This is a genomic window from Duganella paludis (genome assembly GCF_054461335.1).
In genome coordinates this window covers 6316916-6342891 of sequence record NZ_CM136922.1, presented here as the reverse complement: position 1 = coordinate 6342891, position 25976 = coordinate 6316916, and the positions used below count along the sequence as shown (strand labels likewise).

The window sequence follows — 25976 nt, the reverse complement described above, 5'->3', positions numbered from 1 at the left end:
GTATGGTCAACAAGGCACGGTCTCCTCTGGTCTAAGATCGCAAGAGCAAAAAGCCAGTGTACTAACTGGCTCAAACACATCATTGAGCCGCATCAACGACTACCATGCGCGACATACTCGTTACTCTCATCGTCTTTGCCAGCTTGCCGCTGATTCTCAAGAACCCGGTCAACGGTGTATTGATGTGGATCTGGATCAGCGTCATGAATCCGCACACCCTGGGCTGGGGCTTCGCCAACACCTTTCCGTTCGCCCAGATCATTGCCGTGATCACCATCTTCAGCCTGGCCATCGCGCGCGCGCCCAAGACCCTGCCGGTCAGCAGCATCACCTTCACCTTGCTGGCGATGGTGCTGTGGATGAACGTGACCACCCTGTTTGCGATCTTCCCAACGGCGTCACAGGAGCAGTTGGGCAAGGTCATGAAGATCATGCTGATGAGCCTGGTCACCATGGTGGCGATCCGCAGCCGTGAAGACGTGCACCGCATGATCTGGATACTGGCGATATCGCTGGCCTTCTACGGCGTAAAAGGCGGCATCTTCACGGTGCGCGAAGGCGGCAACTTCCGCGTCTGGGGACCGACCGGCACCTTCATCGGCGGCAACAACGAAATTGCGCTGGCGCTCATCATCGCCATTCCGCTGATGCGCTACCTGCAGCAGAGCAGCGACAAGCTGTGGGTCAAGCGCGCCTGGACCGCCGCCATGCTGCTGTCGGCCATGGCGGCGCTCGGTTCCTACTCGCGCGGCGCCCTGCTGGCCATCGCCGCCATGATGATGTTGATGTGGATGAAGAGCCGCAGGAAAATGCAGGGCGCACTGCTGATCGCCCTGTTCGCGCCGTTCGCCCTGTATTTCATGCCGGACCGCTGGACCGAGCGCATGGACAGCATCGCCGAATATGAGGTCGACAATTCCGCCATGGGCCGCATCAACGCCTGGAACATGGCCTACAACCTGGCCAAGGACCGCTTCTTCGGCGGCGGCTTCGAGATCGCCGAGCCGCTGGTGTTCAACCTGTACGCCCCCAATCCGTCCGACGTGCACGCCGCGCACAGCATCTATTTCCAGGCGCTGGGCGAGCACGGTTTCATCGGCCTCGGCCTGTATCTGCTGCTGGGAACACTGACCTGGCGCTCGGCCGCCTGGGTGGTGCGCAACAGCCGCAACGACGCCGAACTGGAATGGGCCAGCAATCTCGCCAAGATGATCCAGGCCAGCCTGATCGGCTTTGCCGTCGGCGGCGCCTTCCTCAGCCTGCTGTACTTCGATGTTCCCTACTACCTGATGGCCGCCGTGGTCGCGCTCCGCTCACTGACCGAGCAACGCCTCGCCAACCGTCCCAAGGAGGCCGCGCCATGACCCGCCTGTCGATTCTGATCTATCACCGCGTGCTGCCCCACACCGACCCGTTGCTGCCCGGCCTGCCGGACGTGCGCCGCTTCGACCGCCAGATGGCGCTGCTCAAGCGCTGTTTCAATGTGCTCCCCCTGAGCGTCGCCATCCAGTACCTGCAAGAGCAGCGCCTGCCGCCGCGCGCCGCCGCCATCACCTTCGACGACGGCTACGCCGACAACGCCACACTGGCGCTGCCCATCCTTCAAAAGCACGGCCTGAACGCGACCTTCTTCATCGCCAGCGCCTACCTGGACGGCGGCCAGATGTGGAACGACGACGTCATCGCCAACGCGCGCAGCAACGGGCTGGGCCCGCAGGGGCTGGACCGTCTGCTGATGCAACTGAAATACCTGCCGTTCGAGGAGCGTTTGCGGGCGGCGCGTACCCTCGCGCCGCCACGCAGCGAAGAACTGATGATGTCCACGGTGCAATTGCGGCAACTGGCGGCCGCCGGCATGGAAATCGGCGCCCACACGCACCGCCACCCCATCCTGTCCACCATGCCGGACGCAAAGGCGCTGGCCGACATCAGCCAGGGCAAGGCAGCGCTGGAAGACATCATCCAGGCGCCGGTGCGCATGTTTGCCTATCCGAACGGCAAGCCTGGTGTCGACTACCAGCAGCGCCACGTCGACATGGTGCGCCAGCTTGGTTTCGAAGCCGCCTTCAGCACCGTCGCCGGGGTCGCCTACGAAGGCAGCGACCTGTTCCAGCTGCCGCGCTTCACGCCCTGGGAAGCGGATAGCCTGCGGTTTCTACTGCGGCTGCTGGGGCAACGGCGGGTTGCGGTGTAGCGTGCTGCTGCAGCCACTGCTCCAACATCATCAGCACCCACACCATGGTGCCGTGATAGGCCGGATGCTCGTGCACCAGCGTCCGCGTCAGCTGATCGATAAACTCCGCGCGCACGATGCGGCGTGCTTTCAGGTCGCTCAGGCTGTCGTAGGCCAGCGCGCGCAAATGCGCATCCTTCAGCAACCATTGCCCGAACGGCATGCCGAAGCCGTGCTTCTTCTTGCGCAAGATGGCGCGCGGCAAATGCCCGCGCAAGGCGTGCTTGAAGAAATAGCGCAGGCGTGTGCCGTTGAGCTTGTCTTTCGGCGGCAGACGCGCCGAGAAGGCCAGCATATCGTCGCTCAGGAAAGGAAACTCCGCCGCCACGCCGGCCAGATCGCAGGCCGTCGTCACCTTGCGCAGATCGTTGTCGGCCAGCGTGTAGCGCAGGTCCAGTGCCTGCATGCGGTTGATCGGCGCGATACCGCGCGCCTGCCAGTAGCATTCGCTCAGCTGCCGCAACGGCGCACCCTCGTCGACCGAGGCCAGGAAATCCGCATGCAATACCTGCGCTGCGCCATAGCGCTGCAGCAGGTTGTAGCTCTCCAGCCGCGTCGGCATCGGCAGCAGCGCCTGCTCGATATAGCTGCGCGCCTTGCGCAGCAGCGCCAGATCCACGCCCTTCGCCAAGCCGAACAACACCGGTTCCAGCAGCACCTGCCGCACGCCGGAGGGCACTTGCTCATAGCGCGCCAGCACGGCCTGACGCGCGTAACGTTCATTGCCGCCGAATAGCTCGTCGCCGCCGTCGCCGCCGATCAGCCGCGTCACGCCGTCGGCACGCGCCATCTGCGCGCAGAAATAGGCCGGCACGATCGATGAATTGCCGAACGGCTGGTCGCAGGCGCCGGCAATGCGCGGAATCGCATCGGCGACATCGCCGGCGGTCAAATAGTATTCGTGATGGCGCGTGCGGAAGTGGTGAGCGGCGATGCGGGCGTAGGCCATTTCATCGTAGCCTTCGACATCGAAGCCGATCGAGTAGGTGCGCGGCGCCTGGTCGCTCAGCTTGCCGAGCATGCCGGCCAGGGTCGAGCTGTCGGTGCCGCCGCTGAGGAAGGCGCCCACCTCGCCGTGGGCGGCATGGCGCACCGCATCTTCCAGCACACCGAGGAACTGCCGTTTTTTCACCACAAACGGCGCTGCGCGCTCTTCGTGAAAGCGCATTTGCCAGTAGACGCCGCGCTCGACGTGACCCTGCCGGTATTCCAGATACTCGCCCGGCAGCAGACGCCGCTGGTTGCGATAAATGCCCAGCGGCGCCGGGATCATGTGGAAGTACAGGTAGTTGTACAAGGCCTGCGGGTCCAGCTCGCAGGCCGGCAGCGCCGTCGCGGCACTGGCGAAGCGCAAGCCTTGCGCCGTGCTCTGATAGTGCATCGCATGCACGCCGCTACGGTCCACCGCGAGCAGCACCTGCGACGAGGCGCTGTCGACGATGCAGATCGCGAAATGTCCGCTCAATCCGGCACAGGCTTGCGCGCCGCGCGCGCGCCATGCTGCGACCAGCCGCTCGGCCAGCCGCTCGCGGCTGCCGTCGAGGAAAGCCCGGCCCCAGACCGCCGCCAGCAACCCCTGCTCCTGGTGCAAGCTCACGCTGTCGTCCGGCGCGGCCACCGCGACGCCGCTGTTGCCGTCGACCAGTTTCCGGAATGGATGACCGCCGATGCGCGCGATGGTGTCGCACGCCATGGGCGCATGCAGGTAGCCGCACAGGCCGCTCATACCAGCACCTCCACCGGCAGCGGATGACTAAGGAATCCGGTCGGGCTGGCGGTCAGGCCGTAGGCGCCGGACTGGAATACCACGACAAAGTCACCCGGCTCCACGCGCGCCAGCTCCATGCTATCGGCCAGCGTGTCCAGCGGCGTGCACAGCGGGCCGACCACGGTGGCCACCTCGCGCGCGCCACCCTGCATGCGGTTGCCTATCGCCACCGGATAATTCTTGCGGATCACCTGTCCGAAATTGCCGGACGCGGCCAGATGATGATGCATGCCGCCATCCGTAATCACAAACACCTGCCCGTGCGACAGCTTGCGCTCCAGCACCCGGCACACGTACACGCCGGCCTCGGCCACTAGGTAGCGGCCCAGCTCCAGCACCAGCTGCGTGTTGGGCGACTCCAGCGACAGCACCCGTTCCAACTCGTGCAAGCCTTCCGCCACGGCCGCCAGGTCCAGCGCCCGCTCCCCGGGAAAATACGGCACGCCGAAACCGCCGCCGATGTTCAACACGCGCATCGGCGCCGGCGCATGGCCGGCCAGGCGCAGCGCCAACTGCACGCACATGCGCTGCGCTTCGCCGATGGCCGTGGCGGACAGGTTCTGCGCGCCGCAAAACAGGTGAAAACCGTGAAAATCCAGCCCCAGCGCCGCCATCCTGCGCAACATCGACGGCACGCGCTCGGCGTCCACGCCGAACTGCCGCGCGCCGCCCGCCATCTTCATGCCGGCCGACTTTAGCTCGAACTCGGGATTGACGCGCACCGCCACCCGTGGCGTCAGCCCCAATAGTTCGCCGATGCGTGCGGCGCGCTCCATTTCATCTTCCGACTCCAGATGCAGCAGCACGCCGGCGGCAATCGCGCTGCGCAGCTCGCCATTGCTCTTGCCGGGACCGGCAAAGCTGATGCGCGACGGCGGCATACCGGCATCGAGCGCTGTTTTCAGCTCGCCGCCCGAGGCCACGTCGAAGCCGTCGACCAGTGTGCCCATCATCTGCACCAGCGCAGGCATCGGATTTGCCTTGATGGCGTAGTGCAAATGCATCGCCGTCGGCAAGCTATTACGTAACAACGCGACGCGTGACTGGATGTGCTCGCGCTCATAGGCATAAAACGGCGTGCGGCCGACGCGCTCCGCCAGCCGGGGCAGCGTGATGCCGCCCAGTTGCAGGCAATCGTCCAGCACGGGAAACTGGCGCTGCTCGGCGTGGACGGGCGTCATTTGCGTTCCTCCGGCTGTTGTGCAAGTTCCCGCGCCAGCAGGGTGCGGTCGATCTTGCCGTTGGGATTGCGCGGCAAAGGCTGCTCGCGGATATCGATGCGCGAAGGCAGCATGTAAGCCGGCAAGGCACGCTTGCACGCGGCCATCAGGGCGTCGCTATCGAGCTTCGGACCGACCGCCACCAGCGCCACCGTCTGGCCCAGCAGGGAGTGCGGCAGGCCGAAGGCGGCCGCTTCGGTGACCAGGCCGGTGGCATACACCACCTCCTCCACCTCGGCCGGACTGACGCGGTAGCCGGAGGTCTTGATCATGTCGTCGGTGCGGCCGATGAAGTAGAGATAGCCTTCCTCGTCCGTCCGCACCGTATCGCCCGACCACACGGCCAGTTCCGCCAGCGGCAGGCCTTCGGCGCGCGCCGGCAACGGCTTGAAGCGCTCGGCGGTGCGGGCGACGTCGTTCCAGTAGCCCATCGACACCAGCGCGCCGCGATGCACCAGTTCGCCCGGTTCGTTGGGCGCGCAGCAGGAACCGTCGGGACGCAGCACCAGGATCTCCGCGTTGGGAATGGCCTTGCCGATGGAATCGGGACGCACGTCCAGCTGCTCCGGCGCCAGATAGGTAGAGCGGAACGCCTCGGTCAGGCCATACATCAGATAGATCTGCACATGCGGCAGCGCGTGGCGCAGCGCCTTCACCGTGCGCTGTGGCATCACGCCGCCGGAGTTGGTGATGTAGCGCAACCGGCGCGCATGGTGCCAACTCAGGTCGGCAAGTTGTATCCACAGCGGCGGCACGCCGGCCAGCCCGGTGATGCGGTCGCGGTCGATGGCGTCCAACACATCGCGCAACAGCAGGTGGTTCAGCAGCACGGCGCAGGCGCCGACCGAAAACGCCGTGGTCAGCTGGCTCAGGCCGTAGTCGAAGCTCAGCGGCAGCACGCACAGGATGCGGTCCTCGGCGGTGTTGTTGAGATAGCTCACCACGCTATTCGCGCCCGCCACCAGATTGCGGTGCGACAGGATCACGCCCTTGGGCTTGCCCGTGCTGCCCGAGGTGTACAGGATCGCCGCCATGTCGGCGTCGATGCGCGGGTGCGGCTGCCGGGGCTGGGCGGCGGCCATGCTCTCGCGCCAGGAATGCAGTTCCACGCCCTTGATCGGCGCCAGCCCCTCCATCGAGCCGATGACGATCACCGTGTGCAGGTCCGGGCAAGCGGCCAGCGCGCCGACCAGCTGGTTCAGGCGTTCGCGCGATGTCACCAGGATGCGCACATTGCAATCGGCCAGGATGTAGGCCACCTGCTCCGGTTTCAACACGGGATTGACCGGCACGAACACGCCGCCGGCGGCGGCGGCGCCGAACAGCGCGGCCACCGTCTCCTCGCGTTTTTCCAGGAACACGGCCAGACGCTCGCCGCGCTCCAATCCGTGTGCCAGCCAGGCATCCGCCGCCTGGCTCACCATGTGCGCCAGCGCGCCATAGTTCAGGCCTACGCCCTGGTAGGACAGCGCCTGCCGGTCCGGCATGTCGTGCGCGGAAGCGTAAATGAATTCGTGGATAAGCTGCGCCATGACGATAGGCCTCGATGGTGGACGGGACTTTCCATCATCGGGAGATTCAGGCTGGTCGTTTTTGACATACATCAAACACTGCGCACGCTTGTGCTGGCGCAAACCGGACGCGCGGCGGCCATAGTTTAATCGTCATTCCGCCGCCCACCGCATCCATCGCCATGCCCACGACCGAAGGCCTGCGCCGCACCTACTCCGAACTCGGCTGGTTGAACACCGCCCTGTACGGGCTGGCGCGCGTGCTGGAACGGCTCAGCGGCGGGCGCTGGGCGCTGTTTCGCTACTACTTCGTCGCCCAGTACGTCAGCGACGCGCCGTTGACGCCGATGCGCGGCGCCGACATCGATATCGTCGCGCTTGGCGTCAACGATCCACTACCGGCCGGCTACCCGCGCCCTGCGCACGTGGTGCGCGATCGCTACGCCCAAGGCGCGCAAACGCTGGCGGCATGGCGCAACGGCCAGCTGGCCGGCTTCCTCTGGATGATCACCGATGCTTACCAGGAGGACGAAGTCCGGGTCCGTTACCGCCTGACCTCCTCCCGCGCCGGCTGGGATTTCGATGTCTGGGTGCGGCCCGAGGAGCGCCTCGGCTGGGTCTTCCGGCGGCTGTGGGAAGCGGCGCGCCAGCATCTGCGCGGGCGCGGCGTGCGCTGGACCTGCAGCCGCATCTCCGCGTTCAATCCGGCGTCGCTGCGCGCGCACGCGCACATCGGCACCGTGCGGCTTGGCCACGCCGTGTTTTTGCGCTGCGGCGCGTGGCAATGGATGTTTTCCAGCTTGCGCCCCTACTTTCACCTGTCGCGCTGCGCCGCGTCTTATCCACAACTGATGTTCGACCTTCCATCACAGGAGCCGCCATGCCACATCTCCAACAAGTCTGCCGGATATTGAGGACCACGCTGGGCCTGGGCCAGCAGCCGCTCGACGAAAACACGCCGCTGCTGGGCAGTCTGCCGGAACTTGATTCCATGGCGGTGGCCAACCTGATCGTGGCGTTGGAGCAGCACTACGGCTTCGAAGTACGCGACGACGAAATCAGCGCGCGTCACTTCGCCACGGTCGGCTCGCTGTCCAGTTTCGTCGCCAGCAAATTGGACTGACCGTGGATATCGCATCCTTGTCCGCCCTGCCATTTTTCCTCAGCGCCGACGAGGGCGAGCGCTTTTGCCTGTACTACGAGCCGGAGCCCGGCGTGCCGCCACGCGGCGCGGTGCTCTACGTCCCGCCGTTTGCGGAGGAGCTGAACAAAAGCCGCCGCATGGTGGCCTTGCAGGCGCGCGCCTACGCGCAAGCCGGCTTCGGCGTGCTGCAGATCGACCTTTACGGCTGCGGCGACAGCAGCGGCGAACTGTCCACGGCGCGCTGGGACATCTGGCTCGGCGACCTTGCGCACGCGTGGCAGTGGCTGGCGAAGCGCAATCTCGGACCGCGCTATCTGTGGGGATTGCGGCTAGGGGCCTTGCTGGCGCTGGATTTCGCCACCAGGGCCAGGCCGGACGGATTGATACTGTGGCAGCCTGCGCTCAGCGGGCGGGCGCACCTGAACCAGTTCGCGCGCCTGCAAAGCGCGGCCCGGCTGTTTGCCGGCGCGTCCGCCGTGGAGCAGGACACTGAAATCGCCGGCTACCTGATGGAGCCCGCGCTGTCAGCCGCCATCAACCAGCTCGACGCCGGCACGCTGACGCCGCGCTGCCCGGTGCAGTGGATGGAATTGAGCGCTCCGCCCGCGCCCGCAAGCGACGGCGCGGCGGAGTACGCAGCCGCAGTCGCCGCGAATGCGCTGGCCGCCGACGACGCTCACGATCAGGCCCGGGCCAACGCCGTCGCCCTCCCCGGCGACACCTCGGTAGCCGGCTCCGCATCCACCGCCGCAACGGTGGTCGCCTCGGCCACGCTGCAACCGGCGTCCGCGCTGCTGATCGAGCGCTGGCGCAGCGACGGCGCCCGCATCGACGCCTATCCCATGCATGGCGAGCCATTCTGGAGCAGCGCCGAAATCGGCATCGTGCCCGAGCTGCTATCGGCAACCAGCGCCGCTTTGGCACTGCCTCTGGAAGCCGCGTGATGGCACATCAACGGGTACTCCGCTTCCTGTGCCAGGGCTGCTGGTTGATCGGCATCCTGCACGTGCCGGACCAGCCGCTCACGCGCGGCGTCCTGATTGTCACCGGCGGCCCGCAATACCGCATCGGCAGCCACCGCCAGTTCGTCCTGCTGGCGCGCCACCTGGCTGAACGCGGCGTCCCCGTGATGCGCTTCGACTATCGCGGCATGGGCGACAGCGAAGGCGACATGCGCGACTTCGAATCGATACAAGACGACCTGGAAGCCGCCGTCGGCGAATTCTTCACCACCATGCCGACCATGAAGGAGCTGGTGCTCTGGGGCCTGTGCGACGGCGCCACCGCCGCCGCCTTCCACGCCTGGAGCGATCCGCGCATCACCGGCCTGGTGCTCGCCAATCCCTGGGTGCGCACCGAACAAGGCCAGGCACGCACCACCCTGCGCCACTACTACCTGCGACGCCTGGGCGACGCCGAATTCTGGGGCAAGCTGGCGCGCGGCGGCATCGGGCTGCGCGGCGTACTCGGCGGGGTTAATCGCCTCATGGTGAGCGCGCGCGAGCCTGCGGCGCCGGCCGACTCGCTGCCCGAACGCCTGTATCTCGCGCTGCAGCGCTTTCGCGGACAAGTGCTGTTCATCCTGAGCGGCGCCGACCTTGGCGCGCGCGAATTCATGGCCCTGCCGCGCCAGCATGCGCACTGGCGCGCCTTGCTGGCCGCGCCGCGCGTGCGGCAGGCGGTCATCGCCGACGCCAACCACACCTTCGCCCGAAAAATCTGGCGCGACGAAGTGGCCGACCTTTGCGAGAAATGGATACGCACATGGTGAAGCGCGTATTGATGATCGCTTACCACTACCCGCCCATGCACGGCGGCAGCGGCATCCAGCGTACCGTGTCGTTCACACAGTACCTGCCGCACTCGGGCTGGGAGCCGCTGGTGCTGACGGTCAGCCCCAACGCCTACACGACTCGCGACCAGGTGGGCGACATGGCCTCAAGCGTGCACGCACATCGCAGCTTCGCGCTGGACGCCGCGCGCCACCTGTCCATACGCGGACGCTATCCCGCCCTGCTGGCGCAACCGGACCGCTGGGCCACCTGGTGGCTGAGCGCCGTTCCGGCTGGCCTGCAACTGATCCGCCAGCATCGCCCGAGCGCCATCTGGTCCAGCTATCCCATCGCCACGGCGCACCTGATCGGTCTCACCCTGCATCGCCTCACCGGCCTGCCCTGGATCGCCGACCAACGCGACCCCATGATCGACGGCGACTACCCGCCGGACCCGCAACGTCACCGCATCCACCGCTGGATAGAGCGCCAAGCCATGCAGCGCAGCGCAGCCGTGGTCTGCACCACGCCGGGCGCGGTGCGCGACCTGCACCAACGCTATGCCGCGCACGCCGACGGCCGCGTCGCGCTGATCGAAAACGGCTACGACGAATCGGGCTTCATCGCCGCCGAAGTCGTGCCGGTGCGCCGTCGCGCGCCGGGCAGTCCGTTCCGCCTGCTGCACAGCGGCGTGATCTATCCCTCGGAACGCGATCCGCGCGCCCTGTTCGCCGCGCTAACGCGCCTGCGCGCTTCCGGCACGCTGCACGCGGCCAATTTCCGGCTGGTGCTCCGTGCCACCGGCCATGACGACTATCTGCGTGGTCTGATGCACGGGCTGGAAGACATCATCGAACTGGCGCCGCCGCTGCCCTACCGCGAAGGATTGGCCGAGATGGTCGACGCCGACGGCCTGCTCCTGCTGCAGGCGGCCAATTGCAACAACCAAATTCCGGCCAAGCTCTATGAATACCTGCGCGCCGCCCGCCCGCTGCTGGCGCTAACGCACCCCGATGGCGACACCGCCGGCGCCCTGCGCCGCGCCGGCATCGACACCATCGCCCGGCTCGACGACGCCGACGCCATCGCCACCGCGCTGACGCGCTTCCTCTACCTGTGCCGCGAGCGCTGTGCACCGTTGCCCCACGCCGCGCTGATCGCCCAACACTCGCGCGCCGTCCGCGCACGCGACCTGGCGGCGCTGCTGGACCGCATCCACCGTAAGGAACAACCATGAAACCGCATACACTCGTACTCGTGCTGATGTTGGCCAGCGCCTCCGCGCGCGCCGCCGACGACTGCCCCGCCTACGTCAAGCACGATCCCGGCGGCGACTACACCAATCCCGAAGACCGCCAAGGCCTGGCCGTAGTGGAGAACTTCCACTTCACGCAGAACGTGGAGCGCTTGATACGCGGCGCCAGCGGCGCGCTCGGTGCGGACATCAGCTACACACTGGAGCACTTCCCCAACCATCATCGCGCCCTGGCCGCCATGTCGCGCCTGGCGCTGCGCGACAAGAACCGCAAACCGCCCGGCGCCCGCTACACCATCGAATGCTTCTTCGACCGCGCGCTGCGCTACCGGCCCGACGATGCGCGCGTCCACGCCCTGTTCGGCGCCTACCTGCTGGCACTGGGGCAGACCGACGCCGCGCTGGAACAGCTGGAGCATTCGGCCCGGCTGGAGCCGGAGAATCCCACCGCGCACTACAACCTCGGCCTGCTCTACCTGAAGAAGAAGGACTACGACAAAGCCCGCAGCAGTGCGCAGAAGGCTTACGGCATGGGATTTCCGCTACCCGGCCTGAAAAACAAGCTGACCGCCGCCGGCGAATGGCGCGACTGAGCTGCGGTTGCGCTACTTCAGCCCATGATGCGCCATCAAGTCATACAAGGTCGGACGGCTGACGCCCAATAGCTCCGCCGCCTTGACGATATTGCCGTCGGCGCGCGCCAATGCTTGCACCATCACGCGGTACTCGGCGGCGTCCCGCACCACGCGCAGATTCAGGTCTTCCTCCGCGCCATCGGGCAAGCCCAGGTCGGCCGGCATGATCTGCGGCCCGTCCGCCATGATCACGGCGCGGCGGATGCAGTTCTCCATCTCACGCACGTTTCCGGGCCAGGTGTAGGCTTCGATCGCGGCCAGCGCCTCCGTGCTGAACGCCAGCATCGGGCGCGCCTCGCCGGCGCAAAACTTGTTGCGGAAGTGATGCGCCAGCAGCGCGCGGTCGCCGGCGCGTTCCCGCAGTGGCGGAATGGCCAGCACGATCTCGCTCAGCCGGTAGTACAAATCCTCACGAAAAGCGCCTTCCACCGCCAGTGCCTTCAGGTTGCGGTGCGTGGCGCAGACCACACGCACGTCGATGCGGATCTCGCTACGGCCGCCCACGCGTTCAATCACACGCTCCTGCAGAAAGCGCAACAGCTTGGCCTGCAACGCCATCGCCATGTCGCCTATCTCATCGAGGAACAAGGTGCCGCCGTGCGCCAGTTCCAGCTTGCCCTGCGTCTGGCGCTGGGCGCCGGTGAAGGCGCCGCGTTCGTAGCCGAACAATTCGCTCTCCAGCAGATTCTCCGGAATGGCCGCGCAATTGATGGCGATAAAGCGCTTGTCGCGGCGCGTGCTCAGTTGATGCAGGCCGCGCGCGATCAACTCCTTGCCGCTGCCGGAATCGCCAAGCAGCATGGCGGTGGCCGACGATGGCGCCACCTTTTCCACCACGCGGCACAGCTTCAGCATCGCCGGATCGCGGCTGATGATGCCCGCCAGCGGTGAATCGGACTGGATTTGCAGCATGCGCCGGTTCTCCTGCTGCATGGCGTGCAGGTAGAAGGCGCGTTCAATCACCAGGCCCAGGGTGTCGGCGTCCAGCGGCTTCTGATGAAAATCGTAGGCGCCCATGGCGATGGCCTTGAGCGCAAACGCGCGCTCCTGATTGCCGGACAGGATGATCACCTTGGTGTCCGGTGCAGCCGAGAGTATCTGCGCCAGCAGCGCCAGTCCTTCGCTGGCACCATCGGGATCGGGGGGCAGGCCGAGGTCCATGGTCACCACCGCAGGATGGTGCCGGCGCAGCTGCGCCAAGGCGGATTCGCGGTCGTCGGCGGTGACGACATCGTAGGCGTCCAGGCTCCAGCGCAGTTGTTTTTGCAGGCCGGCGTCGTCCTCGACCACCAGCAGTTTATTTTTCCCCATGTTCAGGCTCCTTATGCAGCGGCAGGGTCACGCGGAACGTCGTTCCTCGCGAGGGCGCGCTGGTCACGTGCAGTTGGCCGCCGATTTCGCGCAGGTATTCCTGGCTCTCGAAGACGCCGATACCCATGCCGGCGGCCTTGGTGGAAACGAAGGGCCGGAACAACCGCTCGCGCATGAACTCTTCGCTCATGCCGTGGCCGGTGTCGCAGACCTCGATAAGGGCGGCGTCCTCGGTCGTCTGCAGCCGCGCGACGACGCTGCCGTTGCGCGGCGTGGCCTCGATGGCGTTCTGGATCAAGTGGCCAATCACGCGCTCCAGGCGCTGCGCGTGGGCCAGCACGATCACGCCGGCGGTGTCCAGTTCCAGCAACGGTCTCGGCTCGCCGCCGACGTGCGCTTGCACCGCCCGCGTAAGCAGCCGGTCCAGCTGCAGCGGCGCCGCAGCCTCGCTTGCCGGCGCCGGATCGTGGCGCAGTTTCAGCAGCATGTGCTTCATTTTTCCCAGCGAATGGGAGAGCGTCTCCAACATATCGTTCTGGAACGCCGGATTGGCCTTGTGCTTTTCAGCGTTCACCAGCAGCAGAGAAAGCTGGGACACCAGGTTCTTCATATCGTGCACGATGAAGGTCGACATGCGGTTGTAGGATTCGAACTGGCGCGCCACGGCCAGACTGTCGGCCGATGCGCGGTGCGCGATGTAGCTGGCGGCCTGGCTGCCGGCGATCTTCAGCACGTCGCGCACTTCCCAGTTGAGTTGCAGAGGACTGCGCGGCGGCGCCAGGCAGAGGAAACCGAACAGGCTGCGCTCCAGCATCAGCGGCACGATCAGCCACACGTCCGCGCTCCACGGCGGCGGCGGCTGATTGTCATAGCGCGCCGGCGAACTACGCCACTCCACCAAATCGATCACCCAGTTGCGGGCCATGAGCATGCTGCACAGCGCCGCACCCGCGTGCTCCGCCGCCTGCGGCAGTGGCATGTTCCAGCGCGCCGCCGGCTGGAAGCTTAGCTCGTCGTGGCGCAGCCACAGCACGCCGGCCGGGCTTTCGACCAGCGCGGCGACGGCCTGGATGGCGCGTTCAGGCAGCGCCGCGCCATCTTCCTCTTCGCTGCGGTGGCCATCCCCGGCCAGCGTGCGGGTCACGCGCCGCCATTCCTCGCGGTAGTCATAGCGGCCTTGAAAGAAATGCTTGCCGATGAAGAGTTTGAGGCGCGATCGCATCGTGCCCGAGAACAGCACGCCCGCCAGCAGCAGCACCGCGCCGCCGAGGCAAGCAGCCTGCATCAGCGGTCCCCATGCGCCGCCGACGTAGCGCAAATACCATGCGCTGAGCGCCATCGCCATCAGGTAGATGGCGGAACCCAGCAACGCGGCCGAATGAAACATGATCTGGCGGGACAGCTGCAAGCCAGGCGTCCACGCCGGATTGCGCGTCATGGCCATGGCCAGCAGCGGTGCGGCCAGCGCGTTGACAATGCCACGCGCGGCCCAGATGTCGGGATGAACGCGGCGGAACAGCAAGGCGTCGCTGTACAGGTAGAAGTCGAAAGCGAACAATGCGCCGATCGCCAGGCAGGCGAACTTGATGCCCCAGCGCGCCTTCTGTGGCGCGGCGCGGTACACATGTTCGACCAGCAGCATGCCCAGCACCGACACGGCCAGCGGCACGGCGGCCCGCAGAATCGCCGGCGTATCCGCAAAGGCGGCAGTCAGCAGGCCTGCGGCGGGCAGCAGCAAGGCCCCGGCCAGCCAGCGCCGGCTAGCACCGGAAAATAGCAACAGCACCAGCAACCAGCAGGCGCCGCGCAGTGCCTCGGGCGCATCGAGCAGCACCAGCGACTGCCAGCGCTCAGCCGATGGAGAAGACGCCGCGCCGCTCAGCACCGCCGCGATGGCGCAGGCGGCCCACAGCGCGGTGGACAACGCGGCCACGCTGATCGCAGTGCTCTGCCCGCGCTGACGCGCGCACGCCGTGCCCTCTTGCAGCATCAGGCGCACCGCCAGCGCGCCGAAGGCCGCCAACGCGACTCCGTGGCTGAACACCGCAACCGCTGGCGCGCCGTCCCACAGCATCAGCGCCCGCCCTTGCCGAACAAGACCACTTGCACCGTATCGACCAGTATCAACAAGTCCAGGAACAAGCTGTTGTTCTTCACATAGTACAAATCGTATTGCAGCTTTTGCAGCGAGTCTTCCACCGACGCGCCGTAGCGATAACGCACCTGCGCCAGGCCCGTGATGCCTGGCTTGATCCCGTGCCGTACGTTGTAATAGGCGATCTGCTCGCACAGCTGCTCGACGAAGAACGCCCGCTCCGGACGCGGCCCGACAAAACTCATCTCGCCCCTAAACACGTTCAGCATCTGCGGCAGTTCGTCGATGCGCAGCTTGCGTATCCAGTGCCCCACCAGCGTCACACGCGGATCGTCTTCGGACGCCCAGCGCGGCCGGCCATCGCGCTCGGCGTCGTCGCGCATGCTGCGGAACTTCAGCACATGGAACAGTTTTCCTTCGCGCCCCACACGCTCCTGCCGATAAAATACCGGCCCGCCATCCTCGATCTTGATGGCGGCGGCCGTCGCCAGCATCACCGGCATGGTCAACAGGGCGATCGCCGCACTGGCCACCAGGTCGAACAGGCGCTTGACGGCGGCCCGCAACAGGCTTTGATCGAAGCCGCCGCCAAAAATCAAAAAGCTCGGCTGCAGGGAATCGACCCGGATCTGGCAAGCCTCGCGCTCGAAGAAGGCCGCCGCATCGGTCACCGGCACACCGCCCAACGCGCACTCCAGCAACTGCCGCACCGGAAAGGCGCCATTGCGGCGGTCGCCCACGGTCACCACGATTTCATCGGCCGCGTAGCGCCGCGCCAGCGCAAGCAGCGGCAAGTCTGCCGGCAGCAGCATCGCCGGCGGCACCGCCCGCAGTTCGCCGGCCACCGGCACGAAGCCCACCACCCGGAACGGATGAAAGCCGGCGCTGCTGGCCGCCAGGTCCAGGCATTCGCGCGCGATCGCGCCGTCGCCGACGATGATCAACCGTTGCTCCAGCATGCCCGACTGCGCCGAGGTGAACACCACCAGCCGCGCCAACAGCACCGCACCGCCCCCCAGCAGAAACACCATGCTACCGAAGCGGCCGAACTGCATGGCCGGCAGCAGCTCCGCCAACAGGTGCATCAAGCCGAAACCGAGCACGAAGGACGGCGCGATGCGCAGCAAAATGCTTTTGATGTCCTCGCGTGACTGGTCATGCTGGTACATGCCCAGCGTGCTCATGCTGAACACCATCACCAGCGCGAACGCCAGCGCCGGCCCGTACAATGGACCAGGCCCCGTCAGCCACAACGGCGCGCTGGCCATGGCCGCCGCCAACAAAATAGATAATTCCAGCAACAGCAGCATGAAGGCTATTCTGGAAACATAATGATGAAAGATTCTGATCACGATGCGCTCCCTCGACAGAACATCCATCATGAGTAACACCGCAGGAAACCATGTTGAGCGCCCACAATGCAGACGCAATCCCCGTGACGAAAAGGGCTATTTGTGACGCGACTATGACAAATAGTCTATAGTCATGGTTCTCTAGTGCATTTCACACACGTAATCATGAAATTTGATGTTGCAATTGTCGGCAGCGGATTGGCGGGCCTGTCGGTCGCCCTGCACCTGGCCGAGACCCGAACCGTCGCCATCGTCTCCAAGCGTGCGCTCAAGGACGGCGCCAGCAACTGGGCCCAGGGCGGCATTGCCGCCGTGCTCGATTCCGGCGACAGCCACAGCCAGCACATCGACGACACCCTGGTCGCCGGCGGCGGCCTGTGCGACGAAGCGGCCACCCGCTACATCGTCGAGCACGGCCGCGAAGCGATCGAATGGCTGATCGAACAAGGCGTGCCTTTCACGCGCGACGAGTCGGCGGAACTGGGCTTCCACCTGACGCGCGAAGGCGGCCACAGCCAGCGCCGCATCATCCACGCGGCGGACGCCACCGGCAACGCGGTGCAGACCACGCTGGAAGAGAAAGTACGCGCCCATCCGAACATCACCCTGTTCGAACACCACTGCGCGGTCGACCTGATTACCTCGGACAAGCTGCACCCGGTCAAGCAGGCCAATGCCCAGCCCAAGTGCTACGGCCTGTATGTACAGGACGAGCAGACCGGCCAGGTGCACACCTTCGCCGCCGAGCACACGGTGATGTGCACCGGCGGCGCCGGCAAGGTCTATCTGTACACCACCAACCCGGACACCGCCAGCGGCGACGGCATCGCCATGGCCTGGCGCGCGGGCTGCCGCGTATCGAACATGGAATTCATCCAGTTCCATCCGACCTGCCTGTACCACCCTTACGCCAAGTCGTTCCTGATCACCGAAGCGATCCGCGGCGAAGGCGGCCTGCTCAAGCTGCCGCCGGAAGCCGGCGCTGCGGCCGGCACCCGCTTCATGCTGGCCCACGACGAACGCGCCGAACTGGCGCCGCGCGACGTGGTCGCCCGCGCCATCGACTTCGAAATCAAGAAGCGCGGCCTGGATTACGTCCACCTGGACATCAGCCACAAGCCGGCCGAATTCCTGATCGAGCACTTCCCGACGATCTACGCGCGCTGCATGGAACTGGGCATCGACATCACCAAGGAGCCGATCCCCATCGTGCCGGCCGCGCACTACACCTGTGGTGGCATCGTCACCGACCTGCACGGCCGCACCGACCTGCCCGGCCTGTACGCAGTCGGCGAAACCGCCTGCACCGGCCTGCACGGCGCCAACCGCCTGGCCAGCAACTCGCTGCTCGAATGTGTGGTCATCGGCCGCGCCTGCGCGCTCGACATCACGGCCAAGGAAAAAGGCGAAGTGCCGTATCTGCCGGATTGGGATGAAAGCCGCGTCAGCGACGCCGATGAAGAAGTGGTCATCGCCCACAACTGGGACGAACTGCGCCGCTTCATGTGGAACTACGTCGGCATCGTGCGCACCACCAAGCGCCTGGAACGCGCGCAGCACCGCCTGGCGCTGCTGAAGGAGGAAATCGACGAGTACTACCAGAACTTCCGCGTCAAGCACGACCTGCTGGAACTGCGCAACCTGGTGGAAGTGGCGAGCCTGATCGTCAACAGCGCCCTGCTGCGCCGTGAAAGCCGTGGCCTGCACTTCAGCCGTGATTATCCGGAAACCCTGGCCAAGGCGCTGCCCACCATCCTGACGCCGCCACGCCGCAAGAAATGATCGCAGTCCGCCACGCCACGCAAGCCGACATCCCGGCGATGGAAGCGCTGATCGCACGGTCGGGCATCGAATTGAGTGAAGGCTTCTACACCAGCGAGCAGGCGCAAGCCGTCACGCGTCACGTATTCGGCGTGGACACGCAGCTGGTGGCGGACCAGACGTATTTTGTAATCGAAAAGGACGGCCAGCTGGCCGCATGCGGCGGCTGGAGCAAGCGCAGCACCCTGTTCGGCGCCGACCGCACCAAGCAAGGCGCCGATCCCTTGCTGGACCCGGCGCGCGAAGCGGCGCGCATCCGCGCCTTCTTCGTCGATCCCTCGGCAGCGCGCCAGGGACTGGGCAGGCTGCTGCTGCTGCACTGCACCGAAGCGGCCGTCGCCGGCGGCTTCCACACGCTGGAACTGGCGGCCACCATGCCCGGCGTGCCGCTCTACACCGCCTGCGGCTTTGAGGTCGTGGAAAAGCTGGAACTGGATCTGCCGGGGAACGTGAAAGTGCCGCTGGCGAAAATGCGCAAGGTGGTCGGCTAGGCTATTGAGGCAAGGTCACGCCATAACGGCGTGCCAGCTTTTGCAGCTCGCCGCTGGCCGTCATCGCGGCCAGCATCTGGTCCATCTGCTGCGGCGTCTCTTGCAGGCGCGGCGTCAGCGGATACGCAAAGAACGCATCCTGCACATCGATCAACGGCGCCAGCGCCAGCAGCTTGTTCTCCAGCCCCAGCCCGAGCAGCACCGGATCGGTATCGCGCCGGTTGGTGGCGAACATCTCCACGCGGCCGACCGCCAGCATCCGCAAGCCGCTTTCGACGGAATTGGTCACGCTGATGTTCAACTGCGGCGCGGCCTTGCTGAAGGCCGGCCCATAGTTCCAGCCGTTCAGCGTCGCGATGCGACGTCCCTTGAGCATGCTGTAGTCGCCCTCCCATATCGGCATGCTATTGGCGCGCACGTAAAACGCCACCTGATCCTGGAAGAAGCCCTGCGCGCTGAAGCGCATAAAGCGCAGGCGGTCGGCCGACCTGTACGGCCCCACCAGCACGTCCGCCTTGCCGGTGTGGATCAACTCTTGCGCGCGCCGCCAGGGATAGATCTCGAAGCGCAGCTGATAGCCGTAGCGCTGCGCAAACAAGTGCAGCAAGTCCACGCCCATGCCGGAAAATTCCCCGCCGGGACGCTGTTCGTAAATGCTTTCGAAGCGGGTGCCCGCCACCACCAGTTCGCGCGTGGCCGATGGACCGGCCCATGAGAAATGCGACAAGGCGCCTAGCGCAATGCCGCACATGCCAATCAACGCGTGCCGTCGGCTGTCAGAACAGAGCAGTGAAGCCTGATGGCTCAAACAGCCTCCTCATACCGGCGACACCGGTTGAAGTCATTCTATGCCGACTTCTTGCGGCGCGCTACTACGCCGACCAAAGCGAGGCCGGCCAGCAACATGCCATAGGTTTCCGGTTCAGGCACCGGCAGCGCGGCGCCGAAGCCGTCCAGATAAGCGTAGCCGGTGTGGGCGGTCGGATTGCAGTCGGCCGCCAGCAGCGACAACGTGAAGCTGTGGCCGGACAGCGAGGCGTCGATGCTCAGCGATTCGACCTGCCACTGCGGCGTGTAGAACAGGCTGCCTTCGCTGGAAAAGCGCGCATCGACGCCAGAGCCGGTATAGCCGGCATTGTAGGTCCGGCTGACCAGCAGCTGGCCGGTGGTGTCGTCGGTCAGCGTCAGCTTCATCAGCGCAGATTCGTCCTCGACGTGGCCGCCGTTCTCCAGCACGGCCTTCCAGGCGAAAACGATCTGCGAGTCGGTGTAATTGTTGACCTTCTGGCTGATGGCGGTGCCGTAACCGCCGGTGGACGTGTCTTCCGCGCGGTAGGCGTACTGGCCGCTGTAGACGGTCGAGCCGATCAGGCTGCCCAGCAGCGGATCGACGTAATTGCCGTTGATTACCTGGCCGCGCTCGCCGCTATCGGCGTTCAATGCGCCGCCCGGCAGCAGCTGCGCCGGCGTCAGATCGGCATTGTAGACACTGCCGCGATAACCGCCACCGGTGGTCCAGCCATCGGTGCTGCCCGCTTCAAAACCGCCGTTGACGAAGCCGTCTGCATGAGCGGCTCCTGCCAGGCACAACATCCCCACTACACCCGCAACGTATTTCAGTTTCATCTGATTTGCTCCTTTGTTAAAAAGAGCACAGATTTTATTGTTTTATTTAATACTTTTTTTGATAATTTCAATCGTGCGCGGGTCGAGTCAACAATAATATTTTGTTAACCGATTATTCGTAAAGAATAGTCCGTGGCCCGCACATCCTTGGTCAGGGCGCCGATCGAGATGCGGTCGACGCCGGTTTCGGCAATCGCGCGCACCGTGTCGAAATTGATGCCGCCGGAGGCTTCCAGCAGCGCGCGGCCGGCGTTGATGGCGACCGCCTCGCGCATCATGTGGGTGTTGAAGTTATCGAGCAGGATGGACAGCGCGCCCGCGTCCAGCGCTTCGCGCAGCTGGTCCAGCGACTCCACTTCCACCTGGATCGACACACCCTTGTCCAGGCGCTTGGCCGCCATCACTGCGTTGGTGATGCCACCCGCCGCCGCGATATGGTTTTCCTTGATCAGGATGCCGTCGTACAGCGCCAGGCGCTGGTTGTGGCCACCGCCCACACGCACCGCATACTTCTGCGCCAGGCGCATGCCCGGCAAAGTCTTGCGGGTGTCCAGGATGGCGGCACGGGTGCCGGCGATCACGTCCACATATTTGCGGGTGGCGCTGGCCACGCCGGACAGCAGCTGCATGAAATTCAGGGCTGCGCGTTCCGCCGTCAGCAGCGCGCGCGCCGGACCTTCGATGGTGCAGACCACGCTGTCGGCCTTCATCATGTCGCCTTCGGCGTACTTCCAGTCGATCTCGATGCCGGCCTGCATGCAGTTCATGATGCCTTCGAACCATGGGGCGCCGCACAGCACCGCATCTTCGCGCACGATCACGCGCGCCTTGGCGCGGCCGCCTTCCGGCACCAGCAAACCAGTCAGGTCGCCAGTGCCGACGTCTTCCAGCAGGGCCGCCAGCAGATTCGCTTCAAAGGCCGTCTTCAACGCGTCGTCGAACGGCGCGAACTTGTTCAACAAAGTGCTCATGCAGGACCGATTCCCGAAAACAGTTGTGCTTCTTGCGCCAGGTCCGGACCCGGCTGTACCTTGGCCTTCTTGGCCGCAGCGAAGTCCAGCATGCGCGTGATCGAGGTCACGGCCTGCTTGCCGATTTCCGGATCGACGAATACTTCGTGCGCCGCGCTGATGGCCGGGCTGTCGAGGTTTTCCAGCAGGTCGGCCAGATTCTGCAGGCCGTTCATGGCCATCCATGGGCAGTGGGCGCAGCTCTTGCAGGTGGCGCTGTTGCCGGCGGTCGGCGCTTCGATGAAGCGCTTGTTCGGCGCGGCGGCGCGCATCTTATGCAGGATGCCGTTGTCGGTGGCGACGATGAAGGTATCGGCGTCCGACTCCACGGCGGCGTTGATGATCTGCGTGGTCGAGCCGACCACGTCGGCCAGCGCCACCACGTTGGCCGGCGACTCAGGGTGCACCAGCACTTTCGCCTGCGGGTACTGGGCCTTCAGCAGTTCCAGTTCCACGCCCTTGAATTCGTCGTGCACCAGGCAGGAGCCCTGCCACAGCAGCATGTCGGCGCCGGTCTGCTTCTGGATGTAGGAACCGAGATGCTTGTCCGGCGCCCACAGGATCTTCTTGCCCTGCTCGTGCAGGTGCTTGACGATCTCCAGGCCGATGGACGAAGTCACCATCCAGTCGGCGCGTGCCTTGACGGCGGCGCTGGTGTTGGCATACACCACCACCGTGCGGTCCGGATGGGCATCGCAGTAGGCGGCGAATTCATCGGCCGGGCAACCCAGGTCCAGCGAGCAGGTCGCGTCCAGGTCCGGCATCAGGATGCGTTTTTCCGGGCTCAGGATCTTGGCCGTTTCGCCCATGAAGCGCACGCCCGCCACCACCAGCGTCTTGGCCGGATGATCGCGGCCGAAGCGCGCCATCTCCAGCGAATCGGAGACGCAGCCGCCGGTTTCCTCGGCCAGGTCCTGCAGGTCGGCGTCGACATAGTAGTGCGATACCAGCACCGCCTGCTTTTCCTTCAACAGGCGCTTGATGCGTTCTTTGAGTTCGATGCGTTGCTCAGGGCTTGGAGTCGCTGGCGTGCGCGCCCAGGCGTGGGCGGTGCAGCTGGCTCCGTCTTGTGGATGCTCGTACTCGACGGGTTTGATCTCGATGGCTTGCATAGTCTTTTAAGCGATACCTTGGCTGGTCAGATATTCTTCGTAGTTGCCGCGGAAATCGATGATTTCGTTTTCCTTGATTTCCAGGATGCGGTTGGCCAGCGAGGAAACGAACTCGCGGTCGTGCGATACGAAGATCAGGGTGCCGGCGTATTTATCCAGCGCGATGTTCAGGGACTCGATCGATTCCATGTCCATGTGGTTGGTCGGTTCATCGAGCAGCAGCACGTTGTGACGGCCTAGCATCAGCTTACCGTACATCATGCGGCCCTTCTCACCACCGGACAGCACGCGCACCGACTTCTTCACCTCGTCGCCGCCGAACAGCAGGCGACCCAGGATCGAACGCACGGCCTGGTCGTCGTCGCCCTCCTTGGTCCACTTGCCCATCCAGTCGGTCAGCGAGATATCGGTGGCGAAATCTTCGGTCGGATCTTGCGGCATGTAGCCGACGTTGGCGTTTTCCGCCCACTTCACCATGCCGTGGTCGGCGTGCAGGCCGGCGATGTCGTCACCGCCGATGCAACGCAGCAGCGTGGTTTTACCGGCCCCGTTGGCGCCGATGACAGCGATGCGTTCGCCCGCTTCAACCATGATGCTGAAGTTGTTGAACAGCGTGCGGTCGTATTTCTTGCTGATGCTGTCCGCTTCAACGGCCAGGCGGTGCAGCTTCTTCTCGCCTTCGAAACGCACGAACGGATAGGCGCGCGACGATGGCTTGATGTCTTCGACCTTGATCTTCTCGATCATCTTGGCGCGCGACGTCGCCTGGCGGGCCTTGGACTTGTTGGCCGAGAAGCGACGCACGAAGTCCTGCAGCTCGGCGACTTTTTCTTTCGCCTTGGCGTTGTTCGACAGCTGCTGGTTGCGCGCTTGCGTCGAAGCCAGCATGTAGTCGTCGTAGTTGCCTGGGTAAATCTTCAGCGTGCCGTAATCCATGTCGGCCACGTGGGTGCACACCTGGTTCAGGAAGTGACGATCGTGGGAAATGATGATCATGGTGGAGTTGCGCTCGTTGAGCACATCTTCCAGCCAGCGGATGGTGTTGATGTCCAGGTTATTGGTCGGTTCGTCGAGCAGCAGGATGTCCGGATTCGAGAACAGCGCCTGCGCCAGCAGCACGCGCAGTTTCCAGCCCGGCGAAACGGCGCTCATCGGACCGTGGTGCAAATCGATGGCGATGCCGACGCCCAGCAGCAGCTCGCCGGCGCGCGACTCGGCGGTGTAACCGTCGTACTCGGAGACTTTGCCTTCCAGTTCGGCGGCTTTCATGTAGTCGTCGTCGGTGGCGTCCGGGTTGGCGTAGATCGCATCGCGTTCGGCGATGGCCGCCCACATCTCGGTGTGGCCCATCATCACGACGTCCAGCACGCGCATGTCTTCATAGGCGAACTGGTCCTGGCGCAGCTTACCCAGGCGCTCGTTCACGTCCAGCATCACATTGCCAGCCGACGGGTCGAGATCGCCGCCGAGGATTTTCATGAAGGTGGACTTGCCGCAGCCGTTCGCGCCGATCAGGCCGTAACGGTTGCCATCCCCGAACTTGACGGAGATATTTTCAAACAGCGGCTTGGCGCCGAATTGCATCGTGATGTTTGCTGTACTGAGCATTGTGATTTAGGGCTTTTTCGAATGAAATCATGCCGTTAGGCGGAAAGGCGACATTATACAGCACCATGCGCTTGATGGACCTCAAGTCACAGCGGCACGCGGATTGACAGTGCCCCGGGCCGGGAACACCATGATCGCATGGATAATCCATCAATCAAAGACTACATCGACGCCAAGGACGAGTCCATCTCGACCGAGGCTCGTCAATATTACGCCTTGACCGAAGCGCGGCTGGCGGAAATGGATGCGCGCGTCGTCAACCGGCTTGCCGAGATGGAAACACGCCTGGTACGCGGCCAGGCCGATATGGAAACGCGCCTGGTGCGCGGACAGGCGGAGGTGCTTAAATGGTGCGTCGGCATCATGATCGCCGGCATTACCATCACCACCACGGTGACCACTTCGGTGTCGGTTTATCTCTACAACTCCACGCTCAATCGGGTCGACGCCGTGGCACGGCAGGTTGAAGTCCTGTCGCAGGAGGTGCGCGCATTGCGTACCGCCAACAAATAGAACCGGCCAAGGCTGACGCCGGGACTTGATGCCGATATAATCCAGAGCAGTGGCGCCCGGCTGGCGGCGCCCGCAACCTGGAAAGAGTTCGATGAAAGCTTTGGTTCTTTTGCTGGCAGTATCCGGTTCCGCCCTGGCCGCAGACGCCGATCTGCTGCGCTGCCGCACCATCGCCGACGTGGCCGGCCGCGTGGCGTGCTACGACGCGATTCCTGTCACAACCACCGCTCTAGTTGCCGCAGCGCAAGCCGCTGCGCCGGCCCAAGCATCGACGCCGGCCGCCGCCCCGGCCGCCAATTTCGGACTATCGGCCTCGCAGATGCGCAAATCCGATGAACCTAATTTCATCGAAAGCACCCTGCTCGGTCGTATCGAAGGCTGGAGCCCCTCCACCCAGTTCCGCCTGGCGAACGGCCAAATCTGGCGCGTGGCCGACGACAGCGCCGGCTCGGTCAACGAAATCGAAAACCCGAAGGTCAAGATCACCCGCAACAACCTGGGCAGCATGTTCCTTGAAATCGAAGGCACCAACCAGGCGCCGCGCGTGCGCCGGGTACAGTGATTACAGTGTCGCGCATCACAGCGTCGGATAGTCGCTGATCGTCAGGTCGAATCCGCGTTCATCCGACACCAGATGCGCCATGCCGCCATACGGCAGCGTGGCGCGCTCCTTGATATGCCCGAACGGCAGCCCGGTCAACACCGGTATCGGCAGCCGTGCGCGCAGATAGGCCAGCATGGCCTCGAAGTCGTAGCCGTTGTCCATAGCCGTCAGCTTGTAGCCGGAAAAATCCCCCAGCACCAGCGCCCGCTGACCGTCCAGCGCGCCGGCATAGAACAGCTGTAGCACCATGCGCTCGATGCGGTAGGGATGCTCGCTGATATCCTCGATGAAGCAAATGCCCTGCTCCAGCGCCTGGAAATACGGCGTGCCGAGCAGACTGACCAGCATCGCCAGATTACCGCCCCACAGCTTGCCGCCAACGTCGACCAGCGGATTATCGGCGCCGCCTTCCGCCACCGCGCCGCGCACCTTGTGCACCGGCCCGCGCAGGCAATCCCAGAACTGGTTCAGCGTGTACGTCACCGGCTCCGGACGGATGAAATCGTCGCACATCATCGGCCCGCCGAAGCTGATGCGGCCGGTCTGCTTCAGCAGCGGCATCTGGAACGCGGTGAAGTCGCTGTAGCCGGAAAACAGCTTGCCGCTGTCGGCCATCTTGCGGAAATCGATGGCGGGCAGCAGCCGCGACATGCCGTAGGAGCCGCGCAAGGCCACCACCACCTGCACCGCCGGATCGGCCGCCGCCGCGTTCAGCTGCGCCAGTCGACCTTCATCGGTGCCGCCGAAGCGCTGGAATTTCTTGTCGTCGTCGTAGTAGTCGTGGACCAGGAAGCCCTGCTGCCGCAGGCGCTGCACGCCCAGCAGGTAGGCTTCAATGTCGAGGGGACGGCCGCTGGGCGCGGCGATGGCGATGCCGATGTTCGGTGTACTCAAA

Annotated in this window: 24 protein-coding genes; 12 read left to right on the top strand and 12 right to left on the bottom strand. The window is 64.9% G+C overall.

The window, feature by feature from the left end; translation table 11 throughout:
- Nucleotides 1–104 precede the first annotated feature (104 nt).
- Nucleotides 105–1364 carry a putative O-glycosylation ligase, exosortase A system-associated gene (locus tag ACXZ1M_RS27980; RefSeq protein WP_459050857.1) on the top strand — a complete coding sequence of 420 codons (1260 nt, stop codon included), beginning with the start codon at nt 105–107 and terminating at the stop codon, nt 1362–1364.
- Nucleotides 1361–2194, top strand: coding sequence for a polysaccharide deacetylase family protein (locus ACXZ1M_RS27975; RefSeq protein WP_459050856.1), 834 nt, complete (start codon nt 1361–1363; stop codon nt 2192–2194). Before ACXZ1M_RS27980 ends, ACXZ1M_RS27975 begins: the two co-directional genes overlap by 4 nt.
- On the opposite strand, the gene ACXZ1M_RS27970 is transcribed toward ACXZ1M_RS27975, so the two are convergent.
- The 3 genes from ACXZ1M_RS27970 to ACXZ1M_RS27960 are packed head-to-tail and all read right to left on the bottom strand — an operon-like array spanning nt 2124 to nt 6753.
- Nucleotides 2124–3959 (bottom strand): asparagine synthase-related protein, encoded by a 1836-nt coding sequence (locus ACXZ1M_RS27970; protein WP_459050855.1) that lies wholly within the window; start codon nt 3957–3959, stop codon nt 2124–2126. The genes ACXZ1M_RS27975 and ACXZ1M_RS27970 overlap by 71 nt on opposite strands.
- Nucleotides 3956–5182, bottom strand: coding sequence for a pyridoxal-dependent decarboxylase, exosortase A system-associated (locus ACXZ1M_RS27965; RefSeq protein WP_459050854.1), 1227 nt, complete (start codon nt 5180–5182; stop codon nt 3956–3958). The genes ACXZ1M_RS27970 and ACXZ1M_RS27965 overlap by 4 nt, the downstream gene beginning before the upstream one ends.
- Nucleotides 5179–6753: an acyl-CoA ligase (AMP-forming), exosortase A system-associated gene (locus ACXZ1M_RS27960; RefSeq protein ID WP_459050853.1), complete on the bottom strand. Its 1575-nt coding sequence runs from the start codon at nt 6751–6753 to the stop codon at nt 5179–5181. Before ACXZ1M_RS27960 ends, ACXZ1M_RS27965 begins: the two co-directional genes overlap by 4 nt.
- A gap of 161 nt (nt 6754–6914) precedes the next feature.
- Between ACXZ1M_RS27960 and ACXZ1M_RS27955 the strand changes: the two genes are divergently transcribed.
- From ACXZ1M_RS27955 to ACXZ1M_RS27930, 6 genes are read left to right on the top strand one after another with little or no spacing between them, the layout of a single operon-like run.
- The gene (locus ACXZ1M_RS27955) at nt 6915–7646 is read left to right on the top strand and encodes a GNAT family N-acetyltransferase (protein ID WP_459050852.1); all 732 of its coding nucleotides are present in this window, start codon (nt 6915–6917) and stop codon (nt 7644–7646) included.
- On the top strand, nt 7613–7855 hold the full coding sequence (locus ACXZ1M_RS27950) for an acyl carrier protein (RefSeq protein ID WP_459050851.1): 243 nt from the start codon (nt 7613–7615) through the stop codon (nt 7853–7855). Before ACXZ1M_RS27955 ends, ACXZ1M_RS27950 begins: the two co-directional genes overlap by 34 nt.
- Before the next feature lie 2 nt (nt 7856–7857).
- Nucleotides 7858–8820: a hydrolase 2, exosortase A system-associated gene (locus ACXZ1M_RS27945; protein ID WP_459050850.1), complete on the top strand. Its 963-nt coding sequence runs from the start codon at nt 7858–7860 to the stop codon at nt 8818–8820.
- The gene (locus ACXZ1M_RS27940; protein ID WP_459050849.1) at nt 8820–9647 is read left to right on the top strand and encodes a hydrolase 1, exosortase A system-associated; all 828 of its coding nucleotides are present in this window, start codon (nt 8820–8822) and stop codon (nt 9645–9647) included. The genes ACXZ1M_RS27945 and ACXZ1M_RS27940 overlap by 1 nt, the downstream gene beginning before the upstream one ends.
- Nucleotides 9641–10885, top strand: coding sequence for a glycosyltransferase (locus tag ACXZ1M_RS27935; RefSeq protein ID WP_459050848.1), 1245 nt, complete (start codon nt 9641–9643; stop codon nt 10883–10885). Before ACXZ1M_RS27940 ends, ACXZ1M_RS27935 begins: the two co-directional genes overlap by 7 nt.
- Nucleotides 10882–11496 (top strand): tetratricopeptide repeat protein, encoded by a 615-nt coding sequence (locus ACXZ1M_RS27930; protein WP_459050847.1) that lies wholly within the window; start codon nt 10882–10884, stop codon nt 11494–11496. The genes ACXZ1M_RS27935 and ACXZ1M_RS27930 overlap by 4 nt, the downstream gene beginning before the upstream one ends.
- Nucleotides 11497–11508: 12 nt before the next feature.
- On the opposite strand, the gene prsR is transcribed toward ACXZ1M_RS27930, so the two are convergent.
- Genes prsR through ACXZ1M_RS27915 form a run of 3 tightly spaced genes read right to left on the bottom strand, consistent with a single transcriptional unit; the run spans nt 11509 to nt 16254 of the window.
- Nucleotides 11509–12849 (bottom strand): PEP-CTERM-box response regulator transcription factor, encoded by a 1341-nt coding sequence (prsR, locus tag ACXZ1M_RS27925; protein WP_459050846.1) that lies wholly within the window; start codon nt 12847–12849, stop codon nt 11509–11511.
- On the bottom strand, nt 12836–14923 hold the full coding sequence (gene prsK / locus ACXZ1M_RS27920; protein ID WP_459050845.1) for an XrtA/PEP-CTERM system histidine kinase PrsK: 2088 nt from the start codon (nt 14921–14923) through the stop codon (nt 12836–12838). The genes prsR and prsK overlap by 14 nt, the downstream gene beginning before the upstream one ends.
- Nucleotides 14923–16254 carry a TIGR03013 family XrtA/PEP-CTERM system glycosyltransferase gene (locus ACXZ1M_RS27915; protein ID WP_459050844.1) on the bottom strand — a complete coding sequence of 444 codons (1332 nt, stop codon included), beginning with the start codon at nt 16252–16254 and terminating at the stop codon, nt 14923–14925. Before ACXZ1M_RS27915 ends, prsK begins: the two co-directional genes overlap by 1 nt.
- A gap of 207 nt (nt 16255–16461) precedes the next feature.
- Between ACXZ1M_RS27915 and nadB the strand changes: the two genes are divergently transcribed.
- Nucleotides 16462–18078 carry an L-aspartate oxidase gene (nadB, locus tag ACXZ1M_RS27910; RefSeq protein WP_459050843.1) on the top strand — a complete coding sequence of 539 codons (1617 nt, stop codon included), beginning with the start codon at nt 16462–16464 and terminating at the stop codon, nt 18076–18078.
- A complete protein-coding gene (locus tag ACXZ1M_RS27905; RefSeq protein ID WP_459050842.1) occupies nt 18075–18608 on the top strand; it encodes a GNAT family N-acetyltransferase in 534 nt (177 codons plus the stop codon). The genes nadB and ACXZ1M_RS27905 overlap by 4 nt, the downstream gene beginning before the upstream one ends.
- A gap of 1 nt (nt 18609) precedes the next feature.
- Here ACXZ1M_RS27905 and ACXZ1M_RS27900 read toward each other — a convergent pair whose 3' ends face one another.
- The 5 genes from ACXZ1M_RS27900 to ACXZ1M_RS27880 all read right to left on the bottom strand — a co-directional run bounded on the left by ACXZ1M_RS27900 (nt 18610) and on the right by ACXZ1M_RS27880 (nt 23964).
- Nucleotides 18610–19335, bottom strand: a complete 726-nt coding sequence (locus ACXZ1M_RS27900) for a substrate-binding periplasmic protein (protein WP_459050841.1) — start codon at nt 19333–19335, stop codon at nt 18610–18612.
- 119 nt (nt 19336–19454) lie between these two features.
- Nucleotides 19455–20234: a PEP-CTERM sorting domain-containing protein gene (locus tag ACXZ1M_RS27895; protein ID WP_459050840.1), complete on the bottom strand. Its 780-nt coding sequence runs from the start codon at nt 20232–20234 to the stop codon at nt 19455–19457.
- Nucleotides 20235–20338: 104 nt separating this feature from the next.
- On the bottom strand, nt 20339–21205 hold the full coding sequence (gene nadC, locus ACXZ1M_RS27890) for a carboxylating nicotinate-nucleotide diphosphorylase (protein WP_459050839.1): 867 nt from the start codon (nt 21203–21205) through the stop codon (nt 20339–20341).
- On the bottom strand, nt 21202–22356 hold the full coding sequence (nadA, locus tag ACXZ1M_RS27885; protein ID WP_459050838.1) for a quinolinate synthase NadA: 1155 nt from the start codon (nt 22354–22356) through the stop codon (nt 21202–21204). Before nadA ends, nadC begins: the two co-directional genes overlap by 4 nt.
- 6 nt (nt 22357–22362) lie before the next feature.
- The gene (locus tag ACXZ1M_RS27880) at nt 22363–23964 is read right to left on the bottom strand and encodes an ABC-F family ATPase (RefSeq protein ID WP_459050837.1); all 1602 of its coding nucleotides are present in this window, start codon (nt 23962–23964) and stop codon (nt 22363–22365) included.
- A gap of 138 nt (nt 23965–24102) precedes the next feature.
- Here ACXZ1M_RS27880 and ACXZ1M_RS27875 point away from each other — a divergent pair, with 138 nt between their 5' ends.
- Complete coding sequence (locus tag ACXZ1M_RS27875; RefSeq protein WP_459050836.1) at nt 24103–24477, top strand: hypothetical protein; 375 nt, start codon at nt 24103–24105, stop codon at nt 24475–24477.
- Nucleotides 24478–24568: 91 nt separating this feature from the next.
- Nucleotides 24569–25039 (top strand): hypothetical protein, encoded by a 471-nt coding sequence (locus ACXZ1M_RS27870; protein ID WP_459050835.1) that lies wholly within the window; start codon nt 24569–24571, stop codon nt 25037–25039.
- A 15-nt stretch (nt 25040–25054) separates the two neighbouring features.
- Here the strand turns inward: ACXZ1M_RS27870 and ACXZ1M_RS27865 are convergent, their stop codons facing one another.
- Nucleotides 25055–25975 carry an LD-carboxypeptidase gene (locus ACXZ1M_RS27865; protein WP_459050834.1) on the bottom strand — a complete coding sequence of 307 codons (921 nt, stop codon included), beginning with the start codon at nt 25973–25975 and terminating at the stop codon, nt 25055–25057.
- Between the last annotated feature and the right edge of the window lies 1 nt (nt 25976).